Genomic DNA, 19,922 nt, shown 5'->3' with positions numbered 1-19,922 from the left:
TTATATACACAAGAGTTTGAAGATGTTGAACAATTTAAACAAGAATTAGCAATTTATATCGATTATTACAATAAAAAACGAATTAAGACAAAATTAAAAGGTTTGAGTCCGGTGCAATACCGTACTCAAACCCTAGTAGCTGCTTAATTAAATTACCTGTCTAACTTTTCGGGGTCACTTCAATGCGAATCAGTTTCTTTCCTAGTTATTAATCATCATTTTTATCATACCCTCGACAAGAATTGGAACTTCTTCAAATGCACTTTTCATATGAAGACGCTCCGTTCGTTTGTGGGCGTCTTTTCCGAGTGGGCCAACATTTAAGACAGGAGCTTGGAGTTCTTTCATCGCATCGAATGGGATGCTGTAACCGCTGCCCCATACCGGGGTATTTGATTTGAAGACGGTCCATCCTTCCCCATCGTCCTGATAATTAACATAGCTTAAGTCGCTAATTCCATTAAAATAGTGAACTTGCTGAACAGGCAAATTAAATTTTGCGAGACCTTGCTCCTTCACATATTCTACACATTGTGTAATGAGTTCATCATTTGATGAATTTACCGCTGGATAATAAGGTGGAGCAAATAGCAAAACAATCGCCGGTGCAAGTTCCTGGCACTGAATCATTAGAGTATCTGCAATACGGAGGGATTTTTCACGGTCATCCCATTCTGAATTTGCATGAATAGCTGCCTTGATTGCTTCGACAAAATCCGTTCCAAATTTATTAATCGCATGCGTAAGTAACGCCTCATAACGTAAGACACTCACTTCACCTACTGGGTCTACATACTGCTCTTTGCAGACTTCCAAATAGGCCCGGTTGCAGGTACTAGCCGCGTTAACAGCCACTTTTTCAAAGATATCCATAATTTCTTCCGCATTCCGCTCCATTAAAAATACATTATACAAGGCTGCTGCGCGATATGGTGTTTGAGCGGAGTATTCAAGTTTTAAATCCTTTTGTTGAAGTGTGACCGGAAGAGGGGTTGTTTCACCCCTCACCGTTTCTTGAAGGCTCAAATTCCATTCCATCTTCTGCGTCAAAAACGATGCAATATATGGTGCTGTGATTCCACTGAGAGGTTCACCAACATGTGTCTCTTTCCCGTAAAAAAGTGCCGATGGCATAATTTTACCGATGGAACCTGAATACACATAATAATTTTCGTCACCCGGCTCTTGTGAAAATACGGGTTCTCCGTTCAAGAAAAGCTTAAAGGTGAGATCATACTTTTCCTTTAGTTCTAATAATTTCGGTACAGCTGCACACATACCCGCCGAATTTACTTCCTCATCTGGCACGGTTAACAAGAGAAGATTGATCGGCCATTGGTCGACAGTTGCTTTTTCGATTAATCCCATATGCATCACAAGTCCCATTTTCATATCCATCGTGCCTCTGCCGAATAAATATTCTCCAGATTTCAGATCCTGCACCACATCTTCCGGTAACCCATCCAATCTTTCATGGAGCAAGTTGGTTAGCTCTTCTGGCTGATAAGCAAAATCCTCTAGATCTCCATATTCCTCCGTATTCACTGTATCAAAATGACTAATGAGAACGATGGTTTCTTTTGCATTTGGATGTTTATATAAAGCAGTTAAAAACCGCCTGCCCTGATCGGCATCGTGAAGAAGCAAATGAGTAGGATTTTCTTGAAAATAGCCCAACCCTCGTAGTTTTGCTTCTACCTTTGAAGGAAAACTACGTTCACCCTCTGTTAATGTCATGCTTCTCCAGCTCACCACTTCGCACAAAAGCTCACGAAGTGCCTCTGGTCTCCCCCAATTTAGCTGATTCATTACCCGATTACTCCTTTAATTAATTACAAAATGGTGAATCACAACTGTCCACCTAAGATGGACAAATGCAGCCAACTGTCCACGAGTGGTGCCTGACACCCTAGCGTGACAACCTATCGATAGTCCACATCATTATTTGCACTTAATTTGTCCTTTTTATTCTTAAAATAATAGGAAATATAGCATACGGCTAAAAATCCTAAACCCACTAGTAAACCGACTAATTGGGTCGGATCAAAGGCCAAGAATATTAAGATTGAAACGCAGAATACGATACAAATAATTGGTATTAATGGATAAAATGGGACTTTATATTGTAACTCCTCTAATTTTCCGCCATCTTGCAGGTATTTCCTCCGAAACAACAACTGTGAAAGGGCAATGCCGATCCACGAAATCGTAACAGAAATGCCGGCAATCGACATTAACAATACAAATACTGTGTCAGCTGCAATGAAGCTAGTTAGCAAGGATAATAGAGAAAAAACCATCGTAAATACTAGAGCAGCAAATGGAACCTTGCGTTTTGATAGCTTTCCAAACCGTTTTGGAGCCATTCCATCTTGCGCCATCGCCCATAGTAAACGAGTCGACGCGTAAATACATGAGTTTCCAACCGATAATATTGCTGTCAGTATAACAAAGTTCATAATATCTGGTGCGAAAGGAATACCTGCCATATCCATAAGGGTTACGAATGGACTTTCCAATAATCCCAGTTCCTTAGATGGGAAAATGGCGGATAATATAACAATAGAAGCTAGATAAAAGACGATAATTCTAAAAAGGACGTTTCGAATGGCTCGGGGAATATTCTTTTCCGGCTCCTCGCTTTCCCCAGCAGCAATTCCAATCAATTCAGATCCTTGATAGGAAAAGATAACATTCATCATCGTAACAAAAAGGATGACAAAACCTGCAGGGAACAATCCTGATGGTGCTAAGTTTTCTAAAAATGGTGCGGGACGGTCGGCCAATGGAATGATTCCAAAAATAGCAGCGAAACCAATAATAATAAAGAAAATAACAGCAACCACTTTAATACCTGCAAACCAATATTCTGCCTCTGCGAATCCTCTGGTTGTAAGAGCATTGAGGACAAATAACAGGGCGATGAAAACAGCACACCATATCCAGACTGAAACATCAGGAAACCACCGTTTCATTAGGATTCCTGCCGCGGTAAATTCAACCCCAGCCGTTGTGGCTGAACCAACGAAATACATCCAGCCTAACGAAAATCCAGCGGAAGGACTAATAAATTTACTTGCATATGTTTGAAATGAGCCTGTTACAGGCATGTGGACAGCCAGTTCCCCTAGGCACACCATGACCAAGTATAAAATGATCCCGCCAAATAAATAACCTATTAATGCACCGCCAGCTCCGGCCTGATTAATGGTATAGCCAGCATTTAAAAACAACCCTGTTCCTATGACCCCTCCTAACGAAAGCATAAACAAATGACGACGTTTCATTGATCGATTTAATTGATTCTGCTGACCCTCTCGTTCAACCATCTCCCACACACCCCTTGTCTATTAGCAGTCTCCAATGTTCCTAAAAACGTAGTGATAAACAGCTTAAGCCGCCATCTAATTTACGAAATTCAGACATGTCGACCTCAATCGTCCGAAAACCAGCCTCGTTCATTTTTTGCTTCGTTTGAGGAAAACCTGCTGGAATGATGACATAGTCATTCACACGAATACAATTCGCTGCATATTCCTCTTCCGGTGGAACGATAATTTTTGTATAGGAATTAAAATCTGGATGATCAATAAATTCACCTGCGACAACAATTGTACGATTTCCAAGATAAGAAATACCTGTTTTAAGGTGGAAAAACTTTTCTAGTTGAACAATAGTAGCCTGGTAATGTTCCAACTCAAGAATTTGCTTTAATTGTTCAGCTCCTTCCAAATTTGTCCTTTCAGAAAGTCCTATATAAAAATGATTATCAATTTGTAAAATATCGCCGCCGTCAAGGGTTCCTGGTGACTTGATATAATAGATGTTTTCATAATGGGATTTTATTATCGGCTCCATCTCAAAAATTTCCCCGTTACGTGAAGGAGCCCCTGGGTTTGAAATAACCGCAAACTCAGGTGTCAGCACTGCCGTGTCTTCTACAAAGGTAGAGTCTGGGAAATCCTCATGATTAGGCAGGACGGTTACTTCTACCCCACAGGTTTTTAGTGCATCAATATAAGCTTTATGCTGCTCGAGTGCCTTTTCTAAATTAGGATTCCCTAGATCAGAAGTCGTTAAGCCATGGATGAAGCTTTCACCAGGTGTTTTGACAATTGTAGTTTTAAACATATTTTTTCCTCCTTCGATTATGTACGGATAACAGGACAAGTGAGACAGGTCGGACCACCTGTACCTAAATAAGAGATTTCATTTCCTTCATATTCATAGACGGTTGCCCCCGCATCCACTAATTTCCCCTTAGTGTAAGGGCTTCCAGAAACTATCATACAAATCCGCGGTGCTAAGGCAAGGACATTACAGCCTAGTCGATGATATTCTTCGTCGGGAACTTCAATTAGTTCAAAGCCACGCTTGATTAGCATTTGTCTTAAGAAGACTGGCATTAATCTCGAATAAATAACAGCCAGGTTATCATCTACGATACTAATAAAAGACATAAGATGTAGACATTCGTCCTCACCTTGGTCATGCGGAAGCTGGACAACGATACATTCGTCCACTAAACCTTTAGTAATTTCCTTGATTTGGCGGATCGCTTCATCATTCGTTCGATATCCACGGCCAATTAACAGTGTGCGATCATCCAGCCAAACAAGATCTCCCCCGTCAGCTACTGCTTCACCAGTAAGTTCACCTAATATAGGAATGTCCTTTTCTATTAAAAATTGTTTATACACCTCGGCTTCCGGCTGTCGTAATTTTTTCCCTGATTTTAAAATAATTGCACCCTTTTTCGTAAATTTAACGGGATCATGGGCATAGAGAGAATCTAATCCTACACGTTCTGACACGGGTAAAAATTCAATATGGTTCACATGCTGTTTAATAATAGAAAGAAACTGTTCAAATTCATGCTGTGCTTTTGAAAAATCAGGTTCATGAATATAGTTGAATTTTTCCCATTCCTTTTTTAAATGTTCTTGATTAATAAAGGCTTCATTTGGGTGTTTAACAATAACGGTGGTAAGTTTTTTATACATAGATGATGCCAAAGCATTTCCCCCTTCACTTTTCCGTATAGTGGAATTCATTTCCCCTGACAGGAAAACTTATAATATGATATTATAGTAGTAATAATTTCATGTCAATATATTTTGAATTTACTGATTAATAGTTATTAATATTTTTACTGATACCTAATTTAAATAGGAGATGAAGATATGCAAACGATCGATCGAGCCATGCAGGTGATCAAAGTCCTTGTTGGAAATGAAACAAAGAAATGGTTTTCAATTACTGATTTATCTAAGGAGTGTGACTTACCCGTAAGTACGATGCATCGTCTTTTACAATCAATGAAGCAGCATGGACTGATACAACAGGATCCAAATTTAAAACATTATTCAATGGGGAACACCTGGTTAGAATACGGCTTACAGATGTATGATACCTTTGATTTTGTAGGGTTAATTCGCCCCGAGATGGAAAAATTAATGCTTGAGGTAGAAGAGAGTATTTATTTCAGTAAACCAATGGGGCTAGAATCATTAATCGTTGAGAGAATTGACTGCCAGCAAAATCCGATCCGTATATATGATCAACTAGGATTACGTATTCCACTTAACATTGGAGCAGCAAATAAAGTCATGTTAGCCCATATGCCCTCAATTGAAAGGCAAAAAATCGTAAATGAACTAGTAGCTGAAGAAGATAGAGATACTTTTTTAATTGTATTAAATCAAATAGTGAAAGAGGGCTATGGGGAGAGTCATGGGGAGAGAACGAAAGGCACATCATCAGTAGCTGCCCCTATTTTTAACCAAATAAATGAACTAATTGGCGCTATTAGTATTGGTTATGTCAATTTCAACATAACGGAAGAACGAAAAAACTTCCTAATCGAGAGAGTCATCGCGTACGGAAAGCAAATTTCCACCAAACTTCGATTCAAATAGGTTCCGTATTTATATCAGGTGTCTGAAATAGATTATTGGGTGATCCGAACTAAAAAGGACGGTGTCAGGCACCACTGGTGGACAAATGTCCACGAGTGGTGCCTGACACCTTTTTTGATATCAACAACAAACTTAAATGTAAAATAGTATCAATTGTTGTTTTTGTAACTAAAGTATTCAAAATCTGCATGCAGGTTTTGGCCTGATGTGTCTTGGCATTGCATGCCTACAAATGCGCCGGTGAAGAAGCCGCCGCCTTGAATATAATCGTCCGACAACTTGTAGGAGTGGAATGTTACTGGAATCACTGACCAGTTCTCACCATCAAAGGAGAAGGAGTATTGGTATACATCCGTCATCACATCCACACGAAGATACACATATTCAACATCCTCTGGAATGACAATTTCTTGACCTTGAAGCGGTTGGTCAAAGGTAAAATTGTCACAGGTCATGAGTTCTAGGATTCTCCCCTTGTCCTCGTTCCAGGTGACCTGGCATGATGTCCAGTTCTGTGTATTATAGTAATTCACCAGGCCTGCAGATTGCTGGTAGGTATTCGGGGTAAAGGCAACCTTTGTCTCCGCGCTAAAGGTAAAATGCTGCCAACGTCTTGCCACAAATGCTTGTGTGAATTTAGAAGTTAACGATTCTTTCCCGTACAGGCGCAAGTGGCCAGGGTTATCTTTTAATGAAACGATTTTCTCCCCTAATGGGATCCGTAAGCTCTGAAAATGAGGGTTCAACATTTCTGTATCAAATTCGTCTTTCTCAGGGAAGTCCCTGTCCCACTTCACTTCGTCCACCCTTGGCCCTTCTATCTCAACAGATGGCTGATTTCCTCCGACAACGTATGGCCAATCATTTTTCCACTCTAGTCTTTGGATCGCAGTTTCCCTTCCAAGTGGACAGTAGCCCCGAGGATCTAACAAAGGCTGTCCTTCTCTGGACAATGGTCTCCCAGTTAAATGAACAAGGAACCACTCACCTGTATGGGTATGTACAATCGAAGCATGACCTGCTTTTTGAAGAGGAATCCTCGGGGCATGGAACGACGTGATCAGCGGGTTCTCCGGATGCACTTCGTATGGACCCCTCAGTTGTTTAGAGCGTGCAATGGTTGCTTGGTGATCAAATTTCGTGCCTCCTTCAGCTGTTAATAGATAATAATAGTCGCCAATTTTATATAAATGCGGCGCCTCCGTTAGTTTAATATCTGTTCCTTTAAAAATAATTTCAGCCTTACCAACTAACTTTTGTTCTACCGGACTGTATTCCTGAAGTGAAATCCCGTAAAAATTGTGATGACCCATACGATGATCCCAATTCATGTTGACCAAATATTTTTTACCATCTTCATCATGGAATAATGAGGGATCAAAGCCTGAGCTATTCAAATAAATTGGGTCTGACCACTCGCCATCAATTGTTTCACAGGTAGCAAGGTAATTATGGCAATCCTTCCATTGACCTTCAACCACCTTTACATCCGTATAAATCAGCCAGAACTGACCATCACGGTAGGTTAGTGCCGGTGCCCATATTCCTCCCGAATCCGGATTCCCCATCATATTCAACTGGCTTAACCGGTTTAGCGGCCTCGCTGCTAATCGCCAGTTTTTTAGATCCTTGGAATGGTAAATCCCCACCCCTGGGAACCATTCAAATGTCGACACCGCAATATAATAATCTTCGCCAACCCGGCAAATACACGGATCTGGATTGAAACCCGTTAAAATTGGATTTTGAATTGTAGCCATTTTTAACACTCCTGTTCATCAACTAATATCCATGCTCATTTTTGTACCTGTTTCTTAATGACATGAGGAATGCGCCATTTTTCTTTAGGTTGGAAGAGCTGCTGCAAATCTAGTGTCTAGCCCCCACCCGGTTAAAGCAATAATTCCCTCCAAACATCATTATCCAAGCAATCGTTACAGCACTAAAAAGTGGGATGAAGCTTGTTTGGTACAAATTCAAGAAAATGATCGCCGCTGAAGCTGCCAGCATCAAAACGGTCATGTGGAAATTAAGTACGCTTAAGAAAAAGGCATTTTTTATATAATCCAAAGTTTTTAATTCAAAATGGACATAGACTGGAAATATATAAACAAGGGTAAGTACATAAAATCCTGTGATCATCAGTAATGGAATGAACAAGGCAAATTGGAGCGCTCCTCCTACTGTTCTCAAGTAAAGAAAGTCAAAAATGATAAATGCCCCACTCAATCCAATACATATACCCAATCCATTTGACTTTTTGAATTCTTGTCTGTAAACGGAAAGAAACGTTTTCCAAATGGGGAGGTCGGTTTCTTTCAACTGCCATTTTCGAACGATCGTAAAAAGAGCCACCGTTGCCGGCATGATTCCTAGGAGAACCAATCCTGCCAGGGAAAAGAAAAACCATAATAGATTCACGTATGCAAGCCTCATGATCCACTCACAAAAAGTGAACAGTTTCCCCATCGTTTTTCCAAGTTGCACGGTTTTTCACCTCTAATCCCTAGTTTCCATCAATACCTTCCATCCTATTTTCATAGGTTGCTAGATTTTAATAAATCAGCCTTTAACTGAACCCGAAGCAATTCCTTCGACAATTCGGTTGCTCAAGATTAAGAATGCAATCAGAATTGGAAGGATACTAATAACAAGTGTTGCACCAATTGCACCCCAGTCCGTTGTATATTGACCGATAAAGTTCTGAATTCCAACTGTCAGCGTTTTAAAGCTGTCTGAACTAATAAATGTGTTGACGAAAACAAATTCATTCCAGTTGTAAATCATGTTAATAATCGCTGCCGTTGCAATAACTGGTGCAGTCATTGGCAGAGTAATTCGGAAAAATATATGATTAATCGAAGCTCCGTCCATTACAGCAGCCTCTTCTACCTCTCTTGGCAGTGCCTCATAAAATCCAAGCAATATCATAATTGTGATCGGCAGATTAAAGGCAGTATAGGCGAAGATGACGGAAAGCGGATTATCAATCAGGTTTATTTTTGTAAAAGTATTGAATAAAGGAATCAGTGTGGAATGGACCGGAATCATTAGTCCAACCATGAATAAGCCCAACACCAATTTACTTCCCTTCCAGTTCATTCTCGTAAGGGCGAATGTTACCATACTTGCTAAAATAACAGTCATTACAACCGCTACTACCGTGTAGGTGATACTGTTGAAAAAGTATTGGCTAATGTTCCCCTCTGTCCAAACCTTTTGGTAATTCTCCCACTTTGGCTGTGCTGGCAAGGAAAAGGGGGACATATTAAAAACTTCTTGGTTATTTTTCAATGAGAAAAGAAATAACCAGATGATCGGAAAGATTTGAAAAATTGCTACGATAATAAGGAATAGGTACATAATTCCATAGGCTGCGCGATTAAGGAATGGGCTCTTCGCTAGGTTCGATTTTTCCTTATTTATGATTACCGGAGATCCAGTCGTTTTCACCGTATTCACCTAAATCCCCCCTCTTTTAATAAATATCGTCATTCTGTGTGGTAAGTTTCCTTATGATATACGTTACAACTAAACAGATGATTAATAAGAAGAAACCAATAGCACTTCCGTACCCAAAGTCAAAGCCCTTAAATGCTTTATGGTACATATATGAGGCCATAACCTCACTGGAATTGTTTGGACCTCCATCAGTCATGACATAAATCAAGTCGAAATATTTCAATGATCCGACAACTGCAAGAACAATCGTTACCTTGATTACATTCATGATTAATGGAATTTTTATTTTTAATGCAATTTGAAGTGGCGTAGCGCCATCAATTCTCGCAGCTTCTTCAAGGGAATCCGGGATGTTTTTCAATGCTGCATAATAGATCAAAATATAAAAGCCTGCATATTGCCAGATAATCGGAACGATAATTGCGTATAGCGCGATACCTGGTTCAGCTAGCCATGCGGGTGGATTTTCAACTCCAAGTGAAACCAGAACACTATTTAGAATTCCATTTGTAGGGTGGTAAATTTTCAGCCAGAGTTGCGCAATGGCAACAGATGCAAGCAGCATGGGAATCAGATAGATTTTTCTAAGCAAATCTGCTCCTTTTATTTTGCCTGCCAATATCATCGAGATGAATAAATAACCAATCAAGCTAAGTGTTGAAAAAACTGCCAGTATTAAGGAGTGGTAGGCACTCTTCCAAAACAAGGAATCCTGTATCAGATGGGCATAATTTTTTAATCCAATGAATTCCATCTCTCCGATTCCATTCCATTTCATTAAGCCGAAATATCCGGTTTGGACAATTGGGACATAAATCAAGGCAAGGATAAGAAAAAGCGCTGGTGTGATATACAGAGCAACTATCTTTTTATTAGACATAACTCTATTCATTACGATTCAACTCCTTTGCAAACAGGATAAAAATGAAGGGGCACATACCAAAAGTAAAGATATATGCCCCTTTTTTCTAAGTTGCGATTATTTGCCTTCGTCAGCCTTTAACGCATCTTCGTGTTGTTTAGCAAAATCTTTTGGATTCACTTCGTTCCCGAACAGTGATTGAATTAGATTCAAATGTGTTTCAGCAACAGATGCACTCATTTGAACATCTGCGAATAATGTTAGATTGCTAGCTTTATTCAATTCGTTTAATACATCAATATAAAGTTGTGGTAATTTAACTTTGGCAGTATCAACTTTAGTAGCTGGAATTACACCTGCTTTTTCAACAGATTGCTCTCCCCATTTTTCAACAAAGAATTTAACAAATTCTTTTGCTTCAGGCTTAACCTTTGAGTTTTCAGATACGAACAAGCCGACCCCAGGACCGCCAACCCAGCTGTCGATGTTCCCTTTACCGCCTTCAACTGTTGGGAATTTAAAGAATCCAACATTGTCACGGAATGCTTGTGGAATTTCTTCATTTGTCGTGAAGTTCGGAAGTTCCCATGTCCCCATTAGGTACATAGCAGCTTTTCCATTTAAGAATTCTGATTTTCCTTCATCATTAGACAAACCATTAAATCCTTTATTGAATGCATTTTCTTTTACAAGTTTTTGAATTTCATCTGCAGCTGCTACTAAGGCAGGATCGTCAAATGAACCAGTACGATCGATTGCCTTGTTTAAAACCTCAGAACCACCTAAACGGTCTGCAAGATACATATACCATAGAGATCCAGTCCAACGATCTTTATTTCCAAGTGCAATTGGTGCTACACCTTTACTAGCAATTGTTTTCACAACATTTGTGAATTCACTGTAAGTTTGAGGTACTTCGAGATTAAATTTTTTGAAGATTTCTTTATTGTAATAAATAGGAGCGATGTTTAATTCTAGTGGAAGGCCATAAGTTTTGCCGTCTAACGCATATGCTTCTGTTGTTCCACTAACGAAAGAGTCTTTCAAACCGCCAGATAATACATCATCAAGTGGTGAAAAAAGCTTTCCTTTAACGAAAGGAGTCATATATCCAGCTGCCCATGTAAAACCTACATCTGGAAGCTCGTTAGATGAGGAAAGAACTTTCATTTTGTTCTTGTATTGTTCATTTTCAAGTACTTCAACCTCAATTTTTACATCCTTATGATTTGCCTCGTATTGCTTAATAATATCTGACACGATCAAGTTTTGTTGTTTGGAGCTTCCAGCAGGCCAAAGGTGCATGAATTTAATCGTTTTCTTGGAACTGCTCTCATTGCTAGCCTTGTCAGAACCACTGCAGCCAGCAAGACCAGCTGTAAGAAGAAGTACAAGTACTAGTAACAATGTATACGCTTTCTTAAACATTTCAAAACCCCCAGTGAATTGTTTTCGCTTACATACTGAATTTTAGCACTAATAAAAAATCACGGTAAGGTAACCGCGATTGGGGGAAATTCCACTATTTTTGGATAGGTGCTTCGTCAAGGACAGCCACTTTTCTGTATTTGCTTGGTGTAATTCCCTCATAATCCTTAAAGATTTTAATGAAATACTTAGCTGTTTGATAGCCTGCCTGCTGGGCGATATCTTCGACATGTGCATCCGTAGTCAATAACAGGTTTTTGGCCATTTGCAGCCTTTTTCTCGTCAGGTATTCACTAAATGTCAAACGGGTTTGTTCTTTAAACAAAACACTGAAATAACTGGCATTTAAATGGACGGTATCAGCCACTTCCTTTAAGCTGACCTGCCTATTTAAATTTTTATTTATGTATGAAATTGCATCTTTTATTAGAGAATTCGAGAGGTCATTCCGAGCATCCACATTCAGTAGCTTTTGATCGGCGACTTTTTCTAGATGGTCTGCCCTCTCGATGTTAGCTTCTGTTTCCAACGCCTGCTCAACCGCTTCAATTAGCTTTTGTTTACTTAACGGCTTCAGGAGATAATTAATTACTCCAAGACGAATTGCTTCCTGAGCATATTCAAAATCAGGATGTCCAGAAATAATCATCACAACGGGCTTATATCCTCTATCCTTAATGTTTTTCAACAGTTTCAAACCATCCATCTCAGGCATGCAAACATCTGTGATTAGAAGGTGGATTTTATGTTTGCCAAATAGCTCATATGCCTCAGGTCCATCATTTGCACTTATTATTTCATATTTTCCCGCGGACCATATTTCCAGTGTTTTTTTCAAGCCTTGCCTTGTTGTTTGCTCATCATCGACGATTAAAATAGTCTTGGTAGACATCTGTTATTTACCTCCTCAGCTCTGGAATTTCAAATGTAACCATTGTTCCCTTGCCTTGTTCACTATCTAGGTAAAGATGCTTCAAATTGTATTGATCATAATAAAGTCGAATTCTTTTATTCACATTGGTAAGTGCCATCCCCATCCCTTTAAACGAGGACTCATCATCCATTTCTATCGCGTGGTTAATTTGTGAAAGTATTTCCGCTTCCATTCCTGAACCATTGTCCTTTATGGTTATCTTTATATTTGAGGAGTCGTCCACTTTTTCAACATGGATAAGGACGGCACCTTGCTTTCTCTTTTTCTCAATTCCATGGATTATTGCATTTTCAACTAAAGGCTGAATGATAAGCTTTGGTATTTTTATATCTATGTATTCTGGCAGCACCGATATAGACCATATCAATCGGTCACCCAGCCTCATTTTCATCAGCTGTAAATAGCGTTCAATATGTTCAAGTTCATCGTGAATGGTTACCCATTCGCCACTATTTTTGTTTCCAATTGTATAGCGGAAAAGCTCTGACATCGCAATGACTGTCCCAGCCAAATCCTCTTCTCCCTTTTCTTCTAATGACCAGTAGAGGGCATTTAATGTATTGTAAAGAAAATGAGGATCGATTTGGGATTGAAGCGCTTTCAATTCAGTTCTACTCCGCAACAGTTCCTTTTCATACACCTCTTGTATTAGGTGATTCGTGTTTTCGACCATTTGGTTGTAAGTATTATTAAGTTCAATAATTTCCAACGACGCGGAACTTCCAGGATTTATCTTTAATTCATCCATTTTAGCTTTCTTCATTGTATTGGTTAGTCGCTTAATTGGCCTCGTGATCATCGTCGCCAAAAAAATAGAAGAGACAAAGAAAATGATATATCCGATTACACCTGATAGTAAAATAAGGGAACGTACCGCTGAGACACGTTCTGAAAGGAAACTCGTCGGCTTTAGGATAACCAATGTCCAGCCCGTCAGTTTAGATGATTCCTTTACTATCATGAACTCTTTTTTATTAATGGTAACGGCTTTTTGTCCTTCTAGAAGCATATTCTGAATATCAATTCCATAATTATCAGTAATTGGAGCAAGATCTCGATCAAGGAGCATCATATACCCCTCTTCTCCATGTTCCTCTATGTTCTCTTTTACTTGAAAATAGCTGTTAGTGATCCGAACAACCAAATATCCCCCGTTTGAAAACCAACGGTCTATTAAACTCACTCTTCTAATGGCATAAGAATAATTGGTATTGGCCGGGTCTTTTCCAACCCATACTAATCGTCCTTTTTCTTTATCCGCTACCTCTATCCATCTCGGTTGAATGCGGTTAGATAAGTGCTTATTATCAAAGGGATAAATTCTTTTCCCCTTAGATGTAAATAGTTCAAAGTTGGAAATCCCATCCGAGTAGGCGTAGAAATTATTGATGACTTTGATTAACGATTGCTGCTTGGCGAAATCCATGATATCCCCGTCAACGATCCCTAACAGTAGCTGCTGGACGGTACCATTCGTCGCCAATTGGTTCGACAGTGTGTCCACTTGTCTATATAATGTTTCCATTCTTCCATTTGCTTCAACTGCTGTTTGCTGAATTTGTTCCTCTGCATTGTCCTTCATTAAAGTTCCAACCTGGTTGTATACCATAATGGAAACAATGGCAAGAACAATCATCATAACAAACAAAAAAACAGCTAGAATCTGATTACGCAGGGTATTTAAGCTTCTCAATCGTGACCTGATGATTGTAATCACCCATTCTGTCATAACTTCTATCAATATATAAATCCATTATTCCTGAATTATATCAAAATGCCCTTTTAAATTATATGTATAACATCCGAATAATCTAAAAGTTTCGTATCAAGCAATTACTTCGAAAAAAAGTGTCAAAAAAAAAAGGGTGTCAGGCACCGCTAAAAGACAAATGTCCACGAGCGGTGCCTGACACCCTTAGTTTGTTTATAACTTGATAGCCTTAGGAAACACGTTTTAAATGTTTAAATTGCCCTTTTGATAGGACGGTTTTTTCTAGTCGGTGGGCCATGATTCCGGCAAGGACGGCTAAAATTATGTCTTTTGGAAGTGGAACAACCATCCATAACCAGGCCATTTTATAGGTGAATCCTTCTGGTGCTGCTGCCCAAAGCTTATAGGCAAAGTACATCCAATTTGTACCGAAGAAGTAGTTTACAACCATTCCGATTAAGGAGGCGATGATAAAGGCAACGACAGTTTTCTTTTTCTCAACGATTTTTCCAATGATAAACGCTGTAAAAATATACGATAGAATAAAGCCGAAGGTAGGACTAAAAATTGTCGATGGGCCTGCCCCAAATTTGGCAAAAACAGGAACGCCCACAAAGCCAACTAGCATATAAACCGTCATCGCTATCGATCCTAACCTGCTCCCTAATATAGCCCCAGCCAAGATAGCAAAGAAGGTTTGGAGTGTAATTGGAACTCCTCCCACCACCATAAAAGGTACAAAGGAGGTTATGTTTGCCCCAATCGCCATCAACGCCACAAACATCCCCACTAGTGTTATATCCAACGCTCTTAATTTTGTCTTCATTCTCCCACCCCAATATTTATTGTTATAATATTAAAATATATGGTTAATTGTTGTATTGTCAACATAATTTTAATTTAAGTTAACATTAGTAATGCAAGAAGGTGTCAGGCACCGAGAAAGACCAATGTCCTCTCCACATGGACAAAAGACAGTTTCGTCCACATGTGGTGCCTGACACCAACTTTTTAACACTAATTTTCTAACACCAACTTTTACTTGGTTGTGATATCGGTCAGGACGGCATAGCCGTTGTTTACTTTTAGTTTGGCTAGTATTTCTCCTTTAGCAGAGGCTTTTTCCCATTCTGCCCCGGTGTTGTCCTCTAGGAAGTATTTATCCAGATTGTACTCAATGAGAGCAATTTCTTGTCCTTGGTTGTCTTTATCAATATAGTTTATTGTTCCTTTTAGGAATAATCCGTTATCGGGTTTTTCAAGGCTGACTTTAATGGGGGTGTGGACTCCGTTCTTTTTCGCCATCAGGACGTATACGTCGAACTGTCCCCCCTTGTTCTGCAATCTTGTGACCACTGCTTTTTCCAACAATGATATTGGGACCTCTTCAGCTTCATATTGAAGGGTCACATAATCGCCTCTAAAAGGGTCGGATGGGTCCACCGGTTTCGTTTGGAGAATCATTTCCTCCCCCGTTAACATGGTATAGAGGGGCGCGAAGCACATGCCTAACAAAATAAGCACCGGCACCGAACAAGCCAAAACTAACTGCTTTGCTCGCTTATTCATGCACACTCACCCCTTTTTTCCTTTGTTTTTCAAAATAAAAACCGAAACCTAGGAGCAGGAATCCTCCAATAATAAATACGAACGATTTTGGCAAGAATTCAAAGGATAAATCCAAGTAAAAACGGAAGATCATCACGCATAAAATAATGATACTGAGCAAACTTCCTTTTTTAATTAAGTACAATACATAGAGCACATAGATGACCGAAAAAGGAATATACATCCAATCCATTGGCCAGGTATCTTCAAAAGATAACAATAGCGCTGCGGCACCATGAACGATGTATCCCAAGACAACGTAAATGTCTCTAATTTTCCCTCTTAAGAGGACTAGAGCCACGCCTATGACCAAATAGATTAATCCATACACGTAAGGAAAATCAGTATAGTCATAGCGGTTGACAAAAAAGCTAATGACCGTCCCGATAAATGCTAGCGACAATATGCCAGCGATAAAGCCCGTCACTTTTGAGAAACGTATTTTTTCATTAAGTAAATAAATGGCGGCAATCCAAAGCAGTGTCCAATACGGGATATTTACCCCTTCGAGATATTGTCCATCCAGCATGTATTTGAGGACAAAAAGGGAAGATGCTAGTAGGATCCATTTATCCCGTAATACCCATGCTAATGGCAAAATGCCAAGCGACCACCATAAAAAAGCATTTTGTGAATTTGTTCCGAGATGAAACATTTGCTCCACAAGAAAAATCCCCGCCCCGAACACAAGAACACCTACATAATAAAGGCTTTTAGATGTCTTTGGATAGTTCCTTTCCATTTTAAATCCTGCCAGATTACTGGCAACGAACAACGCGATGATTAATAGGAGCTTCGCTGTTTTTCCAATCTCATCCCAATTACTCGCGATAAAACTGAGTACCCCCGCGCCAATCAAAATAGAACCCACATACAAAAGTGTTTTTGTGAAAGAAAGTCTCTGTACCTCGTAAATCTCATCTATTTCATTGGCCTTTCCTGCAGGCAGAATCTCTGAATCTTCTAAGAACCTTAGCTCCCGCTTCAAAAAATTTAATTCATGCTGTTTTACAATCCGTTTCACCATCATCCCACCCCTTTAACATCTATTTATTTGGGACTACACGCTCACAACCACTTTAGGCTAATTGCACTACAGTTAAGTTTATTCGACAATTAGTGTTAATATCCTTTTAAAAAATGAGTGTATGACCCCCTTTGCCCGATATCACCAAAAAAAGAAAAAGGTGTCAGGCACTGCAAAAGGACAAATGTCCACGAGCGGTGCCTGACACCATTGTTTATTTATCCCGGCAGTTCTTGCAAACTTTGATGGTTTGGTTTGTTTCTGTTGTATGCGGATATAGTAGCTTGATTCTTGTCCTTTCACACAGCGGGCAGGTTCCCCGGCCATTTGAAGGCAGGTAGCTGATTGTTTTCCCTCGGTTTCTCTTTGCCATTTCCATCCATCCCTATCTAGATAAAATCCCGTTTCTTTATCTAATGATGGACTGGCACAAATATTGTTAGGCAAATAATTGTTTTTAGAAAAAAGGTTGTTCCAACGCTATTAATTTCTATATAAGGTTAGCAGATTCCATTTTCCGTTGTTAATTGGGCATAATTCAAAACCGAATCAATACCGAGCAGCCTTCGCTCTGTCCTCCCATGACGGACAAATGAAGCGTTTGTCCACGGACGGTGCCTGACACCCTAAGGTGTCACACCCATGCATTTTTGCTCACCTATCTACATACATTTCAATAAAGATCAAATACTTTCAATGGCTGCACGACAATAAATCACTTTCCATAAGATAGGAGTAAGAGTCGAGACTAAATTTTTTTAGTTGGAAAGGAAAGATGTGGTGCTTCAAGATGAAAAAAAACGGGGCTTATCACGATTTGTTTCAAAATCTTCAGGAGAATGGACTGTCGTTCGAACAAGTCTTTGAACGGATTGTAACATTCATGAAGTTAGACCCAAGTGGGAACTACCGACTAATGGTTGGCACAGATTCTCAAGTCCATAGATCCACAACTGTTTTTATCACAGGAATTGTGATTCAAAATAAAGGAAAAGGAGTATGGGCGTGCATAAGGAAAGTCATTATTCCAAGAAAAATGACTCACTTACATGAACGGATTTCCCTTGAATTGTCGTTAACTGAGGAAATTGTATCGATGTTCAACGAAGAAAGGAAAAATGAGTTGATCAATCTTGTCCTCCCCTATATATATAAAGGAGCAACCTTCACAATGGAAGGACACATTGATATCGGTGCTGGTAAACGAAACAAGACGAGTGAGTTTGTAAAAGAAATGGTAACGAGAATCGAATCAATGGGGGTTGAACCGAAAATCAAACCAAATGCCTTTGTTGCTTCTAGCTATGCAAATCGTTACACCAAATAAGGGTGTCAGGCACCACGTGGGACAATTGTCCCTTAATGATGCCTGACACCCTTTTTTTACATCCTTATTAAAAGCATTCCAGTTCAACTTTTACAGTGGTGCCTTTCCCAGGTTGACTGTCGATTTTCATAGTACCATTATGTTCCTGGATGATTTTGTTGCTGACGGTTAGGCCAAGTCCGATTCCTTTATCCTTGGTTGTATAGAAGGGAGTTCCCAAATAGCGCATAAGTTCGCCGTCAATGCCCATCCCTTCATCCGAAAAGCTAATCTGCACTCGTTTGCCTTCTATCCTTTGCACATGAATATTCACATTTCCACCAAACGGCATCGATTCAATTGCATTTTTTAAAAAATTAACAAAAACCTGTTTCAACTGATTGGGATTACAAAGCAAATCAATATTATCCTTTTGATAATGGCTGATTATTTGCACATTATGTAATAAAGCTTGTGGATGAAGTATATTAACCGTGCTTTCTAAGATTGAATTTAGATTTTCTTGATCAAATTGAATGGCTTGAGGTTTCGCCAACGACATAAATTCATTCACAATCATATCAATACGATCTAATTCGTTCATGATGATTGATAAATAATCACTTTGTTTTTCTTGGTTCCTAGTATCTTTCAAAAGCTTTGAAAACCCTTTCAACGAAGTCAATGGGTTTCGTATTTCATGAGCAACTCCAGCAGCCAATTGGCCAATAATCGAAAGCCGGTCTAAATTTCGGAGGGCATCATCATTTTTTACCCGGTCTGTAATATCCCTTCCCACCGTCACATAGGAATCAATTTCTCCTTGTTCATTAAAAATTGGAGAAATAGTGGTCTCCGAGTATATTACTTCCTTATTACCTGTTTGCAACTTTGTTTGTAGCAGTTGAGGTTCCTTTGTTTCTATTAACCTTTGATAAACTCTGTCAAAATGGTCTATTTCCTCTGGCATGATAAGATCGTATACGGTTTTACCTATTAACTGGTCAGGAGTATATCCAATTCCGTTTTCATGAGAAGGAGATGCATAGACAATCTTTTTATCTCTCGAATAGACCTTAATCATATCCGATGTATTTTCAGTTATAAGCTTGTACAGTTCACGTGTTTTTTTTAATTCTCTTTCAATATTTATATGCTCTGTTATATCGCGAAAGATTGCAATAACAGCAATAATTTCCCCACATGAATTTCGAAAGGGAGAATAGGAAACAGCAATATCAAGTATGCTTCCGTCTTTATGGTATCTTTGGGTAACCATATCAGGATATGCTTCACCACTCTTGACTGATTCAATAATATCATGCACAATGTCAGGATTGGGAAATTCTTCAACTCTTTTTCCGATGACATCGTCCTCTGTATAGCCAAATATCTTCGTATACACGTGGTTCACTCGAATAAACCGATTCTCCATATCGACCATACAAATCGCGTCTGCGGTACAGTCAAGAAATAAGTCAATTAAATCATCCGGATTATAAACCACAGATTCATTCTCTTTCGTAAAAATCGGGAAACTCTTCGACATAGAGATCTCTCCAAACACATCTATTATACTCTTAATCTCCATTTTACAGAGTTTTTCGATAAAGAAAAGAAGTATTTTACAAAATGGTGTCAGGCACCACCGAAAGACACTTAGCCC

19 protein-coding genes are annotated in these 19,922 nt (G+C 39.3%); 3 read left to right on the top strand and 16 right to left on the bottom strand.

All coding sequences use genetic code 11. The features are described 5' to 3' along the window. Positions 1-147 (top strand): IS3 family transposase (locus J7E66_RS03810; RefSeq protein ID WP_214998110.1); only part of this gene is annotated, 147 nt, incomplete at its 5' end. A gap of 54 nt (positions 148-201) precedes the next feature. Here J7E66_RS03810 and J7E66_RS03805 read toward each other — a convergent pair. The 4 genes from J7E66_RS03805 to J7E66_RS03790 all read right to left on the bottom strand — a co-directional run bounded on the left by J7E66_RS03805 (position 202) and on the right by J7E66_RS03790 (position 5,003). Next, positions 202-1,809 (bottom strand): M20/M25/M40 family metallo-hydrolase, encoded by a 1,608-nt coding sequence (locus J7E66_RS03805; protein WP_214998099.1) that lies wholly within the window; start codon positions 1,807-1,809, stop codon positions 202-204. A gap of 113 nt (positions 1,810-1,922) precedes the next feature. Continuing rightward, the gene (locus tag J7E66_RS03800) at positions 1,923-3,329 is read right to left on the bottom strand and encodes an amino acid permease (RefSeq protein ID WP_214998098.1); all 1,407 of its coding nucleotides are present in this window, start codon (positions 3,327-3,329) and stop codon (positions 1,923-1,925) included. A 40-nt stretch (positions 3,330-3,369) separates the two neighbouring features. Continuing rightward, positions 3,370-4,131 (bottom strand): dimethylarginine dimethylaminohydrolase family protein, encoded by a 762-nt coding sequence (locus J7E66_RS03795; RefSeq protein WP_214998097.1) that lies wholly within the window; start codon positions 4,129-4,131, stop codon positions 3,370-3,372. Positions 4,132-4,148: 17 nt separating this feature from the next. Next, positions 4,149-5,003 carry a dimethylarginine dimethylaminohydrolase family protein gene (locus J7E66_RS03790; protein WP_214998109.1) on the bottom strand — a complete coding sequence of 285 codons (855 nt, stop codon included), beginning with the start codon at positions 5,001-5,003 and terminating at the stop codon, positions 4,149-4,151. Positions 5,004-5,183: 180 nt separating this feature from the next. Here J7E66_RS03790 and J7E66_RS03785 point away from each other — a divergent pair, with 180 nt between their 5' ends. Continuing rightward, a complete protein-coding gene (locus tag J7E66_RS03785; protein ID WP_214998096.1) occupies positions 5,184-5,918 on the top strand; it encodes an IclR family transcriptional regulator in 735 nt (244 codons plus the stop codon). Between the two features lie 149 nt (positions 5,919-6,067). Here J7E66_RS03785 and J7E66_RS03780 read toward each other — a convergent pair whose 3' ends face one another. The 11 genes from J7E66_RS03780 to J7E66_RS03730 form a co-directional block, all read right to left on the bottom strand. After that, positions 6,068-7,678, bottom strand: a complete 1,611-nt coding sequence (locus tag J7E66_RS03780) for a glycoside hydrolase family 43 protein (protein WP_214998095.1) — start codon at positions 7,676-7,678, stop codon at positions 6,068-6,070. Positions 7,679-7,787: 109 nt separating this feature from the next. Continuing rightward, positions 7,788-8,405: a YesL family protein gene (locus J7E66_RS03775; protein WP_308162455.1), complete on the bottom strand. Its 618-nt coding sequence runs from the start codon at positions 8,403-8,405 to the stop codon at positions 7,788-7,790. 75 nt (positions 8,406-8,480) lie between these two features. Beyond that, positions 8,481-9,281, bottom strand: a complete 801-nt coding sequence (locus tag J7E66_RS03770) for a carbohydrate ABC transporter permease (RefSeq protein ID WP_214998107.1) — start codon at positions 9,279-9,281, stop codon at positions 8,481-8,483. Between the two features lie 115 nt (positions 9,282-9,396). Next, positions 9,397-10,272 carry a carbohydrate ABC transporter permease gene (locus J7E66_RS03765; protein ID WP_214998094.1) on the bottom strand — a complete coding sequence of 292 codons (876 nt, stop codon included), beginning with the start codon at positions 10,270-10,272 and terminating at the stop codon, positions 9,397-9,399. Between the two features lie 87 nt (positions 10,273-10,359). After that, on the bottom strand, positions 10,360-11,670 hold the full coding sequence (locus J7E66_RS03760; protein WP_214998093.1) for an extracellular solute-binding protein: 1,311 nt from the start codon (positions 11,668-11,670) through the stop codon (positions 10,360-10,362). A gap of 94 nt (positions 11,671-11,764) precedes the next feature. Further along, positions 11,765-12,562 carry a response regulator transcription factor gene (locus tag J7E66_RS03755; protein WP_214998092.1) on the bottom strand — a complete coding sequence of 266 codons (798 nt, stop codon included), beginning with the start codon at positions 12,560-12,562 and terminating at the stop codon, positions 11,765-11,767. A gap of 7 nt (positions 12,563-12,569) precedes the next feature. Then, complete coding sequence (locus tag J7E66_RS03750) at positions 12,570-14,345, bottom strand: sensor histidine kinase (RefSeq protein WP_251032742.1); 1,776 nt, start codon at positions 14,343-14,345, stop codon at positions 12,570-12,572. Positions 14,346-14,544: 199 nt separating this feature from the next. After that, positions 14,545-15,141, bottom strand: a complete 597-nt coding sequence (locus tag J7E66_RS03745) for a biotin transporter BioY (protein ID WP_214998091.1) — start codon at positions 15,139-15,141, stop codon at positions 14,545-14,547. 212 nt (positions 15,142-15,353) lie between these two features. Continuing rightward, positions 15,354-15,884 (bottom strand): GDYXXLXY domain-containing protein, encoded by a 531-nt coding sequence (locus J7E66_RS03740; RefSeq protein WP_214998090.1) that lies wholly within the window; start codon positions 15,882-15,884, stop codon positions 15,354-15,356. Next, positions 15,877-16,950: a DUF2157 domain-containing protein gene (locus tag J7E66_RS03735; protein ID WP_214998089.1), complete on the bottom strand. Its 1,074-nt coding sequence runs from the start codon at positions 16,948-16,950 to the stop codon at positions 15,877-15,879. The genes J7E66_RS03740 and J7E66_RS03735 overlap by 8 nt, the downstream gene beginning before the upstream one ends. A 214-nt stretch (positions 16,951-17,164) precedes the next feature. Continuing rightward, positions 17,165-17,323, bottom strand: a complete 159-nt coding sequence (locus J7E66_RS03730) for a hypothetical protein (RefSeq protein WP_180247603.1) — start codon at positions 17,321-17,323, stop codon at positions 17,165-17,167. A gap of 417 nt (positions 17,324-17,740) precedes the next feature. Here J7E66_RS03730 and J7E66_RS03725 point away from each other — a divergent pair, with 417 nt between their 5' ends. Then, a complete protein-coding gene (locus tag J7E66_RS03725; protein WP_214998088.1) occupies positions 17,741-18,277 on the top strand; it encodes a ribonuclease H-like YkuK family protein in 537 nt (178 codons plus the stop codon). Positions 18,278-18,344: 67 nt separating this feature from the next. Here J7E66_RS03725 and J7E66_RS03720 read toward each other — a convergent pair whose 3' ends face one another. Continuing rightward, positions 18,345-19,805 carry a PAS domain-containing sensor histidine kinase gene (locus tag J7E66_RS03720; RefSeq protein WP_214998087.1) on the bottom strand — a complete coding sequence of 487 codons (1,461 nt, stop codon included), beginning with the start codon at positions 19,803-19,805 and terminating at the stop codon, positions 18,345-18,347. Between the last annotated feature and the right edge of the window lie 117 nt (positions 19,806-19,922).

It is taken from the genome of Bacillus sp. ISL-7, assembly GCF_018613065.1.
Note: the sequence above shows the minus strand (reverse complement) of the source record. Positions and strands in the feature narration are given on the sequence as shown.